This window comes from Actinophytocola sp., assembly GCF_036555685.1.
Taxonomy (GTDB): Bacteria; Actinomycetota; Actinomycetes; order Mycobacteriales; family Pseudonocardiaceae; genus Actinophytocola.
Genome location: NZ_DATBKY010000310.1, coordinates 1 through 13727 on the forward strand (window position 1 = coordinate 1; position 13727 = coordinate 13727).

Sequence of the window (13727 nt, forward strand, 5' to 3'; positions counted from 1 at the left end):
CCTAGACCTCGGACTTCTCGAGCAGCTTCGCGCGCAGCCGCAGCACCGCGCGCGTGTGCAGCTGGCAGACGCGCGACTCGGTGACCCCGAGGACCCGGCCGATCTCGGCGAGCGTCAGGTTCTCGAAGTAGTACAGGGTCACCACGACCCGGTCCCGTTCGGTGAGGTGGCGGATGGCCTCGGCGAGCTGGCGGCGGTTGTCCTGGTCGACCAGCAGCGCGACCGGGTCGAGTGCCTCGGGGTCCTCGAGGATGTCCGCGAGCGGCGTCGAGCCGCGACCGGCCGCGGCGAGCTCGTCTAGCGCGACGACGCTGGTGAGCTGGAGCTGTGCGTACACGTCGCTGAGCTCGGTGACGGTGAGCCCCAGCTCCTCGGCCAATTCGGAATCCGTGGGCGTGCGGCGGAGCTGGGCGCCGAGACGCTCCAGCGCGCGCTCGACCTCGCGGGCCCGGCCGCGGACGGAGCGGGGCACCCAGTCCTGCGCACGCAGGTCGTCGAGGATCGCACCGCGGATGCGCTGCATCGCGTAGGTCTCGAACTTGAGCCCGCGCTCGGGCTCGAACTTCTCGATGGCGTCTACCAGACCGAAGATGCCGGACTGGATCAGGTCGGCCACCTCGACGTGTGCGGGCAGTCCGGTGCCGACCCGGCCGGCGACGTACTTGACCAGCGGCGCGTAGTGCAGCACGAGGCGGTCGCGCAGCTGGTGCTCGCGCCGTTCACCGAAGGCCCGCCACAGCGCGACGATGCCGGCCTCGACGTCGTCGAACGTGCGCTGGTCCCCGGGCAGCACGCCGGCGCTCTCGCCGACCCCGAAGCTCACGGCATGACCGTTCGTCCCCACCGGCGTGCCGGCGGGTGGGTGCCCCGGTGTCCCAAATCCTTCCCCTGGTTCAGCGGGAGCGGGGGTGGGCTCGGTCATGTATTGCCTTCAGCCGATCGACGGTCACATGTGTGTATAGCTGGGTGGTAGCTAGCGTAGCGTGACCAAGAAGTTCCTGGACGCTCCGAAGATCCGCACCACCTTCGAGCAAATGCGTCGCAGCAGAGTGACGCAGGCCGTGTGGTCCCATGACGGGAGCACCCGGAATTACACCCAGTGCTTCGTGCACGATACGTCGAACGCTCGCCGGTTGGAACCTGCCGCCGCGAGCGCCGAGCAGTAGCGCAGGTGGCGACGTCTGCCGCGCCAGGGCTGGTCTTCCCAGCTCGAGCCACTGCCGCACGGCCCGCGCGGCCGGCTCGCCGAACGGCACGGTGCGTTCCTTGCCGCCCTTGCCGAAGACGACCACGACACGCCGGTCAAGATCGACGTCGGCAACGTCCAGGCCGCACAGCTCGGACACCCGCACGCCGGTCGCGTACAGGAGCTCGAGCAGGGCGTGGTCACGCAACGCGATCGCGTCCAGCTCGGCGGCTCCCGAGCCGGAGGCCTGCAGCAGGTCGCTCGCCTGGTCCTGCCGCAGCACGGATGGCAGCGTCCGGTGCGGCCGGGGCGACGCCAGCCGTGCGCCCGGATCGGTCTCCAGATGCCCGCGCCGGTGGGCCCACGCGGTGAAGGCGCGCGCCGCGGCCGATCGCCGGGCGAGCGTGGTCCGGCTCGCCCCGCCGCCCCGGAGCGCGGCGAGCCACGCCCGCAGCACCTGCAGGTCGAGCGCCTGGACGCCACCTCCGCGGCTCCGGTCCAGCCCGGGCCGTTCCTCGTCGCCGGGGTCGATCACCGGCAGGCCGTGCAGAAACCCGAGCAGCGAGACCGCGTCCCCGACATAGGCCCGCACGGTGTGCGTGGACAGCCCGCGCTCGAGCGCGAGGTGCCGCTCGTACGCGTCGACGACCTCGACGACCGGATCCGGCAGCTCGCCGCGGACCTTGTGGAGGTCGACCCGCTTGCGGCGGGCTCTCGGTGATCGAGGCACCCTCCGACGCTGCGTCATAGACCCGGCGGGAGTCAAGCACCGACGGGTGGCCGTGTCGTCAGTCAGGTGCCTGGCGCCATCCCCCCTCGCATCGCTCGGCGAGTCCGGTGAGCTCGAGTTCGGGCAGGATCGCGCGGACCCGGTCGAGCGGAACCCCGGACTCCACAGCCACTCGCGCGGTGCTGCGCGTGGCCCGCCGGTGCAGTGCCTCGTGCACGCGGAGGGCGTCGTCGCCGAGGCCGTCCGTCCGGTGGTGCGGTCCGTCCGGGTGGTCGGCGAGGTGCTCGCCGACCGGGCCGACCGCCTCGAGGATCTCCGCCAGCGAGCCCGCCAGGATCGCCGCACCGGTGCGGAGGAGGTCGTGGCAGCCGACGGACGTGGCCGACGTGATCGGCCCGGGCACCGCCATGACGACCTTGCCCAGCGCCGCCGCGGTGGTCGCCGTGTTGCGGGCACCGCTGCGCACGCCGGCCTCGACGACGACCGTGCCGCTGGAGAGCGCGGCGATGAGGCGGTTGCGGACGAGGAAGCGGTGCTTGGCGGGCGGCGTCCCCGGCGGGTACTCGCTGATCACCAGCCCCGTCTCGGCGATGCGGTCGAGCAGGGCGGCGTGGCCGAGCGGGTAGTCCTTGTCGACGCCGCAGGCGAGGACGGCCACGGTGCATCCGTCGGCGTTGAGCGCGCCGCGGTGGGCAGATCCGTCGATGCCGAAGGCCGCGCCGGAGACCACGGTCATGCCGGCGGCCGCGAGCCCGTACCCGATCTCGGCGGCCATGCTCTCCCCGTAGGTGCTGGCACTGCGCGCCCCGACAACCGATACGGCGCGATCGAAGACGTCGGGCAATGTCGCGGGCCCGCGAACCCACAGGCCGAGCGGTACCCCCGACCACCGCTGCCCCCGGTCCGCCGCGGTGGCCAGGCACAGCAACTGCCAGGCGGGCCACTCCTTGTCCTCGGGCACGACGAGCCGCGCGCCGACCCGCTCCGCGTCCTCGAGATCACCAGCGGCCTGGTCGAGATGGCGGCGTGCGGATGTCTCGGTCAGCACGGCGGCCGGGACGTCGGCGGCCCGTACCCGCTCGGCGGCCACCAGCGGCCCGACGGCCTCGACGAACCCGAGAAGCGCGGTGGCCGGTGGCTCGGCGACCCGCATGAGATATGCCCGCGCGAGCCGAAGGTTCTCGCCGCACCGCTGCGCAGCGGGCATCGGATTGCCGGCGCGGCCGTGATCCGGCGCGTCCGGATCTCGATCGGCCGCGGGATCGCTCGCCGGTGACCGTTCCCGCTCGGCGCGCGTTTGCTCGGTTGCGCAAGCGGCCGTCGCTGCTGGCGAGGCGTGCGCTGGAGCGGGTGGTGGGAAGCCGGTGGAGCCGGACAGTGTCGGGTCGGCGGGTGGGTGCTCCGAGGGTTGGAGTCGGAGGTCGGGCGGGGTCATGCGGCTCTCCGGTCGCGGAACTCGAGGGCGGCGGCTACGTGGTCGGCTGCTGGGCGGTCGGCTGCTGCCAGGTCACTGAGAGTCCAGGCGACTCGTAGGCAGCGGTCGGCGCCTCGGGCGGTCACCGCGCCGGTGTTCAGGACCCGGTCCAGTAGCGCGGTGACCTTGCGGGGTAACGCGAACTCCCGCCGGAGGATCGGGCCCGGAGCCTGCGCGTTGGTGCGCCAGCCGTACTTCTGCCAGCGCTTCGCGGCGCGGGCCCTCGCCTTGTCGACTCGCGCGCGGACCGTTGCCGTCGACTCGGGCGGGGAGACCTCCGCGCCCGACATGGCCGTGATCGGACGCATGCGGACTCTGAGGTCGACGCGGTCGAGAAGCGGGCCGGACAGGCGACCGATATAGCGGCGCCTTTCGTGCGGGGAACAGGTGCAGTCGAGTTCTCGCGGCGGCGCGCAGGGACACGGGTTCGTGGCCAGTACCAACTGGAAGTTCGCCGGGTAGCGGGCGACGCCGTCGCGCCGCGCCAGGCGTACCTCGCCCTCCTCCAGCGCGGTTCGCAGTGCCTCGAGCCGGTTCGGGCCGAACTCGCAGGCCTCGTCCATGAACAGGACCCCGTGGTGCGCCTGGCTGATCGCTCCCGGCTTGGCCACGCCGGAGCCGCCGCCGACCAGTCCGGGCACGGACGTCGAGTGGTGTGGCGCCACGAAGGGCGGCGTCGAGATCAGGGGTGCGTCGGGTGCGAGAAGTCCGGCTATCGAATGGACCGCCGTGACCTCCAGCGCCTGCTCCTCGGACAGGGCCGGCAGGAGGCCCGGCAGCCGACGGGCCAGCATCGTCTTGCCGGTGCCGGGTGGGCCGGTCAGGAGCAGGTGATGGCCGCCGGCCGCGGCTACCTCGAGCGCCCACCGCGCCTCCGGTTGGCCGAGCACGTCGGCCAGGTCGGGCACGTCGTCCGGCACGGCGGCTGGGGACCCGTGAGCGGGACGCTCGAGCGTGTCGGCCTCCCCGCGAAGCCATGCGAGGACGTCCAGCAGACGGGTCGCGCCGCGGACGTCCAGGTCGGTGACCAACGCGGCCTCCGAGAGCGCCGAGGCGGGGACGACCGCTCGTCGAAGCCCGGCCCGGCGAGCCGCCAGCAAGCCGGGAAGCACCCCGCGGACGGGGCGGATGCGGCCGTCCAGCGCCAGCTCGCCGATGAGGGCCACGCCGGTGAGGAGCTCGGCCGGGACCCGGTCCGCGGCGGCGAGAACGGCGCAGGCCAGTGCGAGGTCGTAGCCGGAGCCGCCCTTCGGAAGGGCCGCCGGGGAAAGCGCGAGCGTCACGAGCTCGCCCGGCCACTCCTCGCGGCTGTTGCGGATCGCGGCGCGGACTCGCTCCTTGGCCTCGTTGAGGGAGGCGTCGGGGAGGCCCACGATCTGGGTACGCGGTCGGCCACCGCCGATGTCGGCCTCGATCTCGACGGCGACGCCGTCGACGCCGAACAGGGCGACGGACCACGCGCGGGCGAGCGGCATCAGAAGGCACCCTTGAAGTGCTGGATCCGCGGGGCCTCGCCCGGACGCCAGATGATCGAGATGATGTCGAAGCGTTCCTCGCACCAGCCGACGTCATGGGCTGTTCGCCAGCGTCGTGACAGTCTGCGGATGCGGTTGGCCTTCTCGTCCGTCACGGCCTCGGCCGGGTGACCGAAGTTGGTGCCCGTCCGCGTCTTCACCTCGCAGACGATCAGGCGGTGTCTGTCCGTGGCGATGAGGTCCAGCTCGCCTTCCGGGCAGCGCCAGTTCCTGCCCAGTACCACCAGGCCGCGGCTCTCGAGATAGCGCGCGGCGAGGTCCTCCCCACGGGCACCGGTACGCAGATGGGAGCGGGTCGTGTCAGCCGTCATGGCTTCGACGTTGCCGCGTGGGGGCGGCGGGTGCCAGCGGCGAAGGCGGAACTGTGGACAGGTTGGCGGGTTGTGGATAACCGGCGGGCTCAGCTGCCGAACGGACCCTCTTCGGGCAGCCGGAGCTCGGGCTTGTCCAGCTCCTCGACGTTGACGTCCTTGAACGTGATCACCCGGACGTTCTTCACGAACCGGGCCGGCCGGTACATGTCCCAGACCCAGGCGTCCGACATCCGCACCTCGAAGTACACCTCGCCGTCGGAGTCGCGGACCTGCACGTCCACCCCGTTGGCCAGGTAGAACCGGCGCTCCGTCTCCACGACGTAGGAGAACTGGCCGACGACGTCGCGGTACTCCCGATAGAGCTGCAGCTCCATCTCGGTCTCGTACTTCTCGAGATCCTCCGCACTCATGCGGTTACGCGCTCCTCAGGATCGACGGGGTCAGCCCCCCCATTCTGGACCACGGCGGCCGCCGCCACACTCAAGGACACCGGACGGGGTGCCCGCATTCCGTGCGCCACCCCCGCGGCATGCACGTTCACGAACGACCACCGGTGCATCGCGCTCGGCCCGTACTCGGCCAGGGCCTCCCCGTGCGTGCCGGTGCAGTAGCCCTTGTGCTCGTCGAACCCGTACATCGGCAGCTGCTCGTGCAGCCCGGCCATGATCCGGTCGCGGGTGACCTTCGCCAGCACGGACGCCGCCGCCACGCATGCGACGGCCCGGTCGCCCTTGACCACGGGCATGCTCGGGGCGGTCAGGCCGGGCACCCGGAAGCCGTCGATCAGCACGTACCCCGGATGCGTCGTGAGCCGCGCGATCGCCCGGCGCATGCCCTCGATGTTCGACACGTGCACGCCGATCAGGTCGACCTCCTCGACCGGCACGATGACGATCGCGTAGTCCACCGCACGCGCCACGACCAGGTCGTACATCCGCTCGCGGGCGGCCGCGGTCAGCAGCTTGGAGTCGGTGAGCCCGTCGAAGCGGGCGGCGTCCCCGGGCCGGAGCACGCACGACGCGACGACCAGCGGACCGGCGCACGCCCCGCGGCCGGCCTCGTCGACGCCGGCCACCGGTCCGAGCCCACGCCGGTCCAGCGCGTGCTGCAGCCCCCAGTTGCCGGTCTCGCGCCGCAACAAGACCCGCGGTGGGCGGGACTCCAGCCAGTCCAGGTGGGCCAACGTCACGGTTCGTCTCCCGCACGGCTCGCAGCGTTCCGTAGCGCGGTGCGTGCCCGCCGGCCGAGCCACAGGACCGGCCACGCGGCGAGGAAGCCGCCGCCGAGCGGGATGCCGTAACCCAGCGCGGCAGCGGTGCCGGCCGCCTGCGGGTTGTGGTCGCCGACGCCTTGCCAGCGCGACGGCGGCAGCACGATCCAGCGCACCTTGCCGATGACATTGTCCACCGGGACGAGGCCGTTCTTGCCGCCCCCACCCTGGTACCGGGAGTCGCTGGAGTTGTTCCGGTTGTCGCCCAGCACGAACAGCATGCCGTCGGGCACGGTGATCGGCGCGAACGAGGCCTGGCGCGGCTCGGCCGTCGGCGTCCAGTAGATGTACGGCTCGTCGAGCGGCTTGCCGTCGACGAGCACGTGGTTCTTCTCGTCGCAGCACTCCACGCGCTGGCCGCCGACCGCGATGATCCGCTTCACGACGTCGTCCTCGTCGGGCGAGGCCAGGCCGAACGCGGCGCCGACGTCCTGCAGCCAGGACACGAACGCGTTGCTGGAGCGGTTGGACTGGAACTCCGACTGGTTCCAGGTGCCCGGGCGCTTGAAGACCACGACCTCGCCGGGTTCGGGGTCGGCGAAGTCGTAGACGAGCTTGTCAACGAGCACGCGGTCGCCGTAGCAGCCGGGGCAGCCGTGCAGGGTCTGCTCCATCGACTCGGACGGGATCACGAACACGCGCGCGATGAAGGTCTGGATGAGCAGCGCCAGCAGGAGCGCGACGCCGATCAGGATCGGCAGCTCCTTCCAGAACGAGCGCGGCTTCTTGGCCTTCTTCCGGCGCTTGCCCGTGGGCTCGGCGCCGGCTTCGGTCGCCTCTTCCTCGGCGGCTGCTTCCTCGGCGTCGCCGTCGCGGTGTCGCTGGTCGGTCGGGTCGTCCCCCTCGTTCTCGTTGTCCCTGCTGTTCCCGGAATGTGCGACGTCGACCACGCCGTGCAGACTACCGGTGCGCCCGGGTCACCTAGTGGCCGCGCACCCCGCGTGGCGAGGCGGATCACCCACCCGGAACAGGGGTGACGAAGGGGACCGACCCGCTACTCGCGTGCCGACGGCGCGTCGCCGTCCGGCGGATCGCCCTCGGGTGGCGGGTCGTTGCCGCGCGCCGGGGCGACCAGCCATCGTATGCGGCGGCTCGCCCACAGCACCGGCCACGCGAAGATCAGGCCGAAACCTGCGGGGAGACCCTGCTGCCAGGTCGGCGCGCCCATGGCGAACGGGATGCCGCCCTGCGGGTTGTGGTCACCGACGCCCTGCCAGCGCGACGGCGGCAGCACGATGTAGCGCGCCTTGCCGATCACGTCGTCGATCGGGACGACGCCGCGGATGCCGCCGCCACCCTGGCAGCGGGAGTCGCACGAGTCGCTCCGGTTGTCGCCCATGACCCAGATCGTGCCCTCGGGCACGAGCACCGGGTCGAACCGTTGCTGGGCGTCTGGTTGGCCGTTCTGCCAGTAGATGTACGGCTCGTCGAGCGGTCGGCCGTCGACGAGCACCCGCATCTTCTCGTCGCAGCACTGGACAGTCTGGCCGCCGACCGCGATCACGCGCTTGACGAAGTCGCGCTCGTCCGGCGGCGCGAGGCCGACCAGGGCGCCGATCTGCTGCAGGGTGTTCGTGATGACGTTGCCGGACGGCGGTTCCTGGACGTCGTTCTCCGTCCAGGTGTTCGGCCCCTCGAAGACGACGACGTCGCCGGGCTCGGGGTCGGTGAACGCGTAGCTCAGCTTGTCGACCAGCACGCGGTCGCCCGTGCAGCCCGGGCAGCCGTGCAGCGTCTTCTCCATCGACCCGGACGGGATCGAGTAGACCCGGCCGAGGAAGTGCTGGATGAGGAAAGTGAGCAGCAGCGCGACCGCGAACAGGGTCAGCAGCTCCTGCCAGAGTGGCTTCTTCCGCAGTGGCCGGCGGTGCTTGCCCCGCTTCGACTTCGACTCGCCGTCCGGGCGCTCGCGTTCGCGGCGTAGCTCATCCGAACGTATGCCGTTCGTGGAGCCACCGTGCGGACGCTCCGGTGCCGGCGGCCGCCAAGCCCTCGTCTCGGTGAACTCGTCGATCCGCGGGATCAGGTCGGTGCGCTCCGGGTCGTCCTCCGGCGACTGCGCGTGCACGGGGATGGCCACGAGACCAGGTTACGGTAAGTCTCCGGCGGCCAGTGTTAAGTCGCCGCTCAGGAGGTGTGCGCCGGCTCGCGCTTCTCCTTGATCTTGGCAGCCTTGCCGCGCAGCTCACGCAGGTAGTAGAGCTTGGCCCGCCGCACGTCACCGCGCCGGTCCACCTCGATCTTGGCGATGTTCGGGGAGTGCACCGGGAAGGTGCGCTCGACGCCGACGCCGAAGGAGATCTTGCGCACGGTGAAGGTCTCGCGGATGCCACCGCCCTGCCGGCGGATGACGACGCCCTTGAAGACCTGGACCCGCTCGCGGGAGCCCTCGATGACGCGGACGTGGACCTTCAGCGTGTCGCCCGGGCGGAAGTCCGGGATGTCGGAGCGCAGCGACTTGGCGTCCAGGGCATCCAGGGTGTTCATCGGTGTATCCGTCCTCGTGTCGTTCGTGCGCCCAAGGCGTGGCTGTCTGAGACCGTCCTTAGTCAACCTTGGGAAGTCAACGTGGATTGCGCCGAGGCGCCACCCGGCTGCAACAACTGGACAAGTATGTCATGCGATTTTCCCGCGACCGAACCGGGGGATCACTCCCCGCCGCGCAGTCGCTCCAGCTCGGCGAGGTCGTGCTTGTCGAGAGCACCCTCGGGCAGCGCCTCGAGCAGCTCCGGGCGGCGGCGGAACGTCCTGGCCAGCGCCTGGTCACGGCGCCACCGCTCGATCGCGCCGTGGTTGCCCGACCGCAGCACCTCGGGTACCGCGAGGTCCCGCCACACCTCTGGCCGGGTGTAGCTGGGACCTTCGAGCAGGCCGTCGGAGAAGGAGTCCTGCGCGGCCGACGCGGGGTTGCCGAGCACGCCCGGCAGCAGCCGGGCCACCGCCTCGACCATGACCATGACCGCGACCTCGCCGCCGACGAGCACGTAGTCGCCGACGGACACCTCGTCCACCGGCATCCGGCGGGCGGCGTCGTCGAGCACCCGCTGGTCGATCCCTTCATAGCGGCCGCACGCGAACAGCAGCCACTCCTCCCCCGCGTACGCCCGCGCGGTGGCCTGGGTGAACGGGCGGCCGGCCGGCGTGGGGACGACGAGGCGCGGCGTGCCCTCGGCGCACAGCTCGTCGAGCGCCTCGCCCCAGACCTGGGGCTTCATGACCATGCCGGGGCCGCCGCCGTAGGGGCTGTCGTCGACCGCCTTGTGCACGTCGTGGGTCCACTTGCGCAGGTCGTGCACGTCGAGGGTGAGCAGGCCGCGCTCGATGGCGCGGCCGAGGAGCGCCTGGCGCAGCGGGTCCAGGTACTCGGGGAAGATCGTGACGACGTCGATGCGCATCTAGCTCAGCAGGCCCTCCGGCGGGTCCAGCACGACCCGGCGCCCGGCGAGGTCGACCTCGGGCACGATCTCGCGGACGAACGGGACGAGCGCCTCGCCACCACCCTCGGTCAGGTCGACGACCAGCAGCTCGCCGCCCGGGCTGTGGGCGACCTCGCGGACCCGGCCGACCTCCGTGCCGTCCGCTAGCACCGCGGCCAGGCCCTCGAGCTCGTGGTCGTAGAACTCGTCCGGGTCCTCGGTCGGGGGCAGGTCGGCCGCGTCGACGAGGAGCTGGGCCCCGCGCAGCGACTCGGCCACCGTGCGGTCGGCGACCTCGTCGAAGCGGACCAGCAGGCGGCCGGAGTGCGCCCGGACCGTGGACACGGTCAGCGGGCGGGTCGAGCGGTCCCGGAGCCGCGCGTTGAGCACGGCCCCGGGCACGAAGCGTTCGTCCGGCGCGTCGGTGTGCACGTCGACGGCGAGCTCGCCGCCGATGCCATGCGCCTTGGCGATCCGCCCGACCAGCAGGAGCGTGTCGCCGGCGCGCGATGGTTCGCTCCGCAAGCTCCGCTCACTGATCCGTGTCGACTACGTCCACCCGGATGCCTCGACCGCCGATGCCGGCCATGACGGTGCGCAGCGCGGTCGCGGTGCGGCCGCCCCGGCCGATCACCTTGCCGAGGTCGTCCGGGTTGACGTGCAGCTCGAGCGTGCGACCGCGGCGCGTGGTCACCAGCTCGACGCGCACGTCGTCCGGGTTGTCGACGATGTTGCGCACCAGGTGCTCCAGCGCGTCAGCCAGGAAGCTCACGTCGGCCCCTCACCGGCTCGGTGTCGCCGCTCGCGGTCGCCCTGTGTCGATGGCTCGCTCGCACGATCGCTCACGACTGGTCCGCGGGCTTCTCGGCCTTCTCCTCGGCCTTGGCCTCGTCCTTCTTGGCCTCGTCCTTCTTGGCCTCGCTCTTCTTGGCGCCGCCCCGCTTCTTCGGGGTGGTGGCCTCGGTGGTCGGCTCCTCGCCGGCGTCCTTGAGCGCGGCCTCGAAGAGCTCCTGCTTCGTCGGCTTCGGCTCGGCGTGCTTCAGCGTGCCCTCGGTGCCCGGCAGGCCCTTGAACTTCTGCCAGTCGCCGGTGATCTCCAGGATCCGCTGCACGGACTCGGTCGGCTTGGCGCCGACGCCGAGCCAGTACTGGGTGCGCTCGGAGTCGACCTCGATCAGGCTCGGCTCGTCCTTGGGGTGGTACCGGCCGATCGTCTCGATCGCCTTGCCGCTGCGGCGGGTGCGGGCATCGGCGACGACGACTCGGTAGTACGGCGCCCGGATCTTGCCGAGACGCTGCAGCTTGATCTTGACTGCCACGGGTTGTGGTGCTCCTCTGATCACGGTGGCGGGCGCCGGTCGTCCGCGTGGGGTACGGATGGCTGGAGCCCCAAGTTGGTGGCGTCATGGCACGGTGAGAGGGTCCGGCCACGACGGACAGCCGTACATTCTGCCAGACGGCCCGATCAGGCCGGCATCGCCCCGACGGCGACCAGCAGCACGGCGACCGCGGGCAGGAAGTTGTTGACCTGATGGGTGACGATGCTGGCACCGAGCCGGCCGGTGAACAGGCGCGCGAGCCCGATCGGGATCCCGATCACCAGCAGCAGCGACGTGCGCAGCGGCTCGAGGTGGCTGACCGCGAAGATCACGGTGGTCAGGCCGAACACCGCCCAGCGGCCCCACTGCAGGCGCTCCAGCGCGCCCCACAGCAGGCCGCGGTAGATGATCTCCTCGCAGACCGGGCCGACGAGCCAGACGAACAGGAACAGCGCGATCGCCGCGCCGACCGGCATGCGCGCGTTGTCGACCAGCGCGCCGACGGCGCTGGTCGCGTTCTCCTTGCCGACGACGTTGGTCCAGATGATCGCCGCGAGCGTGGTGCAGACCAGGCCGAGCAGGCCGAACTTGAAGCCGGCCCGGACGTCCGCGGCGGTGAACGACAAGCGCAGGTCGATCCGCGGGCCGCTGCCACGCAGGCGGGTGACCAGCAGCGCGACGCAGGCGGCGAGCACGGTCGGCACGATCGTGCCGATCAGCACGACGGCCGCCGGGTTGGTGTGTGGCCGTACGGCGGAGAAGGCCGCGCTGATCACGACCGCGGTGAGCACGAAGACGGCGAAGACGAACAGGAACGCGCCGAATCCCCAGCGGTGTGTCCGAACCGGGGGGTCGGCGAGGGCGGAGCGTGGGCTCTCCGTCGCTTCCCGTTCGGTGGTCACCACGCCGAGAATAGTCCTTTCGCGCCGGGTCAACCCGGCAACCTGCGCCGACACCGGCGGGCATGCTGGTGACCGTGAACGTGCTCTGGCTCGGCGGGCCGCCCGGTTCGGGCAAGACATCCGTGGCGCGGACGCTCGCGCGACGGCACGGGTTGCGTTGGTACAGCTCGGATGCGCACACGTGGGCGCACCGGGACCGGGCGATCGCGGCGGGGCATCCGGCGGCGATCCGGTTCGAGCGGCTCTCCCCGGCGCAGCGGTGGGCACGGCCGCCGGCGGAGCTGCTGGCGATGTCGCTGCACCGCGAGCGCGGGCGGATGATCGCCGACGATCTGCGTGCGCTTCCCTCCGCGCCGCTGATCATCGCGGAGGGCACGCCGGTCACGCCGTCCGTGGCCGGGCCGCGCGCGGTGTGGTTGCTGCCGTCGCCTTCCGTGCGGCGCGACCGGTTGGCGTCGCGGTCCCTGCCGGCCGGGGTGCGGGCGCTCTACGAGCTGCTGTCCGCGGAGATCGAGGCCGAGGTGCGGGCGGCCGGCGGCCGGGTCGTGGCCGCGGACGAGGACCTCGCGGCCGCGGTCGGGTCCTGTTTCGCCGACGCGCTCGCGGCCGGGCCGGTGGCCTCGACCACCGGCGAGCGGCGGGCGTTGCTGCGGTACTCGAACCTGGCGCTGGTCGAGCAGCACCGGGCGTACTACGCGCGGCCGTGGGCGCGCGGCTCGCTCGCGGCGGCGGTGGTGGAGTTCGACTGCGAGTGCGGGGATCGCGCGTGCGCGGCGACGGTGTCGCTGCCGGTGGCCGAGTTCCCGGTGGCGCCGCTGATCGCGTGCGTCAGCGGATGACCCGGCCGCGCAGCACCATTCGCTTCGGCGTGCGCAGGGCGTTCAGGTCGGCGCGCGGGTCGTCGCCGTAGGCGATGACGTCGGCCGCCGCGGACTCCTGGATGCCCGACCAGCCGAGCCAGCCGCGCGCGGTCCAGGAAGCGGCGCCGAGCGCCTGCTCGGTGGTCATGCCGGTCTCGTGCAGCGCGATGATCTCGTCGACGATCCGGCCGTGCTCGATGCCGCCGCCCGCGTCGGTGCCGGCGTAGACGGGGATGCCGGCCTCGATGGCCTTGCCGATCGTCTGCCGGACCCGGCCGTGGAGTTCGAGCATCTGGCCGGCGTAGCGCGGGTACTTGCCGGCGCCGGCGGCGATGCCCGGGAAGGTCTCGATGTTGATCAGCGTGGGGACGAGGGCGGTGCCGTGCTCGACCATGGCGGCGATCGTGTCGTCGGTGAGGCCGGTGCCGTGCTCGATGCAGTCGATGCCGGACTCGACCAGCCCGGGCAGCGCGTTCGCGCCGAAGACGTGCGCGGTGACCCGGGCGCCGGCCTCGTGGGCGACGGTCATGGCTTCCTTGAGGACGTCGTCGGGCCAGAGCGGGGCGAGCTCGCCGAGGTCGCGGTCGATGTAGTCGCCGACGAGCTTGACCCAGCCGTCGCCGCGGGCGGCCTGCTCGGCAACGGTCCTCGGGAGCTCGGCGGGGTCGATCTCGATGCCGAGGTCGCGGATGTAGCGCTTGGGGCGCGCGATGTGGCGGCC

General features: G+C 72.0%; 17 protein-coding genes. 1 reads left to right on the top strand and 16 read right to left on the bottom strand.

Annotated features, from left to right (window positions below):
- Position 1: 1 nt before the first annotated feature.
- The 15 genes from VH969_RS32815 to VH969_RS32885 all read right to left on the bottom strand — a co-directional run bounded on the left by VH969_RS32815 (position 2) and on the right by VH969_RS32885 (position 12146).
- Entirely contained in the window at positions 2 to 823 is an 822-nt protein-coding gene (locus tag VH969_RS32815; RefSeq protein ID WP_331981616.1) for a FliA/WhiG family RNA polymerase sigma factor, read from the bottom strand.
- Positions 824 to 893: 70 nt separating this feature from the next.
- Positions 894 to 1934 carry a tyrosine recombinase XerC gene (locus VH969_RS32820; protein ID WP_414638655.1) on the bottom strand — a complete coding sequence of 347 codons (1041 nt, stop codon included), beginning with the start codon at positions 1932 to 1934 and terminating at the stop codon, positions 894 to 896.
- Positions 1935 to 1974: 40 nt separating this feature from the next.
- The gene (gene dprA / locus VH969_RS32825) at positions 1975 to 3069 is read right to left on the bottom strand and encodes a DNA-processing protein DprA (RefSeq protein ID WP_331981621.1); all 1095 of its coding nucleotides are present in this window, start codon (positions 3067 to 3069) and stop codon (positions 1975 to 1977) included.
- A gap of 278 nt (positions 3070 to 3347) precedes the next feature.
- Positions 3348 to 4865 (bottom strand): YifB family Mg chelatase-like AAA ATPase, encoded by a 1518-nt coding sequence (locus VH969_RS32830; RefSeq protein WP_331981624.1) that lies wholly within the window; start codon positions 4863 to 4865, stop codon positions 3348 to 3350.
- Positions 4865 to 5236 (bottom strand): YraN family protein, encoded by a 372-nt coding sequence (locus tag VH969_RS32835; RefSeq protein ID WP_331981627.1) that lies wholly within the window; start codon positions 5234 to 5236, stop codon positions 4865 to 4867. The genes VH969_RS32830 and VH969_RS32835 overlap by 1 nt, the downstream gene beginning before the upstream one ends.
- An 89-nt stretch (positions 5237 to 5325) precedes the next feature.
- Complete coding sequence (locus VH969_RS32840; protein ID WP_331981630.1) at positions 5326 to 5649, bottom strand: DUF2469 domain-containing protein; 324 nt, start codon at positions 5647 to 5649, stop codon at positions 5326 to 5328.
- Positions 5646 to 6422, bottom strand: coding sequence for a ribonuclease HII (locus VH969_RS32845; protein WP_414638657.1), 777 nt, complete (start codon positions 6420 to 6422; stop codon positions 5646 to 5648). Before VH969_RS32845 ends, VH969_RS32840 begins: the two co-directional genes overlap by 4 nt.
- A 2-nt stretch (positions 6423 to 6424) precedes the next feature.
- Positions 6425 to 7399, bottom strand: coding sequence for a signal peptidase I (gene lepB, locus VH969_RS32850; protein WP_331981633.1), 975 nt, complete (start codon positions 7397 to 7399; stop codon positions 6425 to 6427).
- A 104-nt stretch (positions 7400 to 7503) separates the two neighbouring features.
- Positions 7504 to 8589 (bottom strand): signal peptidase I, encoded by a 1086-nt coding sequence (lepB, locus tag VH969_RS32855; RefSeq protein ID WP_331981636.1) that lies wholly within the window; start codon positions 8587 to 8589, stop codon positions 7504 to 7506.
- A gap of 47 nt (positions 8590 to 8636) precedes the next feature.
- Complete coding sequence (rplS, locus tag VH969_RS32860) at positions 8637 to 8996, bottom strand: 50S ribosomal protein L19 (protein WP_331981639.1); 360 nt, start codon at positions 8994 to 8996, stop codon at positions 8637 to 8639.
- Between the two features lie 161 nt (positions 8997 to 9157).
- Positions 9158 to 9904, bottom strand: a complete 747-nt coding sequence (trmD, locus tag VH969_RS32865) for a tRNA (guanosine(37)-N1)-methyltransferase TrmD (RefSeq protein ID WP_331981642.1) — start codon at positions 9902 to 9904, stop codon at positions 9158 to 9160.
- A complete protein-coding gene (gene rimM, locus VH969_RS32870) occupies positions 9905 to 10450 on the bottom strand; it encodes a ribosome maturation factor RimM (RefSeq protein ID WP_331981645.1) in 546 nt (181 codons plus the stop codon).
- Positions 10451 to 10457: 7 nt separating this feature from the next.
- Positions 10458 to 10697: an RNA-binding protein gene (locus tag VH969_RS32875; RefSeq protein WP_331981648.1), complete on the bottom strand. Its 240-nt coding sequence runs from the start codon at positions 10695 to 10697 to the stop codon at positions 10458 to 10460.
- Positions 10698 to 10767: 70 nt separating this feature from the next.
- Entirely contained in the window at positions 10768 to 11244 is a 477-nt protein-coding gene (rpsP, locus tag VH969_RS32880; RefSeq protein WP_331981651.1) for a 30S ribosomal protein S16, read from the bottom strand.
- 146 nt (positions 11245 to 11390) lie between these two features.
- A complete protein-coding gene (locus VH969_RS32885) occupies positions 11391 to 12146 on the bottom strand; it encodes a CPBP family intramembrane glutamic endopeptidase (RefSeq protein WP_414638656.1) in 756 nt (251 codons plus the stop codon).
- A 62-nt stretch (positions 12147 to 12208) separates the two neighbouring features.
- On the opposite strand from VH969_RS32885, the gene VH969_RS32890 reads away from it, so the two are divergent.
- Positions 12209 to 12985, top strand: a complete 777-nt coding sequence (locus VH969_RS32890) for a P-loop nucleotide/nucleoside kinase family protein (RefSeq protein ID WP_331981654.1) — start codon at positions 12209 to 12211, stop codon at positions 12983 to 12985.
- Here the strand turns inward: VH969_RS32890 and VH969_RS32895 are convergent.
- The coding region (locus VH969_RS32895; protein WP_331981657.1) for an amidohydrolase family protein at positions 12975 to 13727 on the bottom strand (753 nt) is incomplete at its 5' end. The genes VH969_RS32890 and VH969_RS32895 overlap by 11 nt on opposite strands.

What these genes read in the sequence shown, in the direction of transcription:
- VH969_RS32820 (WP_414638655.1), bottom strand. Translation starts at nt 1,934, where the DNA reads ATGACGCAGCGTCGGAGGGTGCCTCGATCACCGAGAGCCCGCCGCAAG.
- dprA (WP_331981621.1), bottom strand. Translation starts at nt 3,069, where the DNA reads ATGCGGGTCGCCGAGCCACCGGCCACCGCGCTTCTCGGGTTCGTCGAG.
- VH969_RS32830 (WP_331981624.1), bottom strand. Translation starts at nt 4,865, where the DNA reads ATGCCGCTCGCCCGCGCGTGGTCCGTCGCCCTGTTCGGCGTCGACGGC.
- VH969_RS32835 (WP_331981627.1), bottom strand. Translation starts at nt 5,236, where the DNA reads ATGACGGCTGACACGACCCGCTCCCATCTGCGTACCGGTGCCCGTGGG.
- VH969_RS32840 (WP_331981630.1), bottom strand. Translation starts at nt 5,649, where the DNA reads ATGAGTGCGGAGGATCTCGAGAAGTACGAGACCGAGATGGAGCTGCAG.
- rplS (WP_331981639.1), bottom strand. Translation starts at nt 8,996, where the DNA reads ATGAACACCCTGGATGCCCTGGACGCCAAGTCGCTGCGCTCCGACATC.
- trmD (WP_331981642.1), bottom strand. Translation starts at nt 9,904, where the DNA reads ATGCGCATCGACGTCGTCACGATCTTCCCCGAGTACCTGGACCCGCTG.
- VH969_RS32890 (WP_331981654.1), top strand. Translation starts at nt 12,209, where the DNA reads ATGCTGGTGACCGTGAACGTGCTCTGGCTCGGCGGGCCGCCCGGTTCG.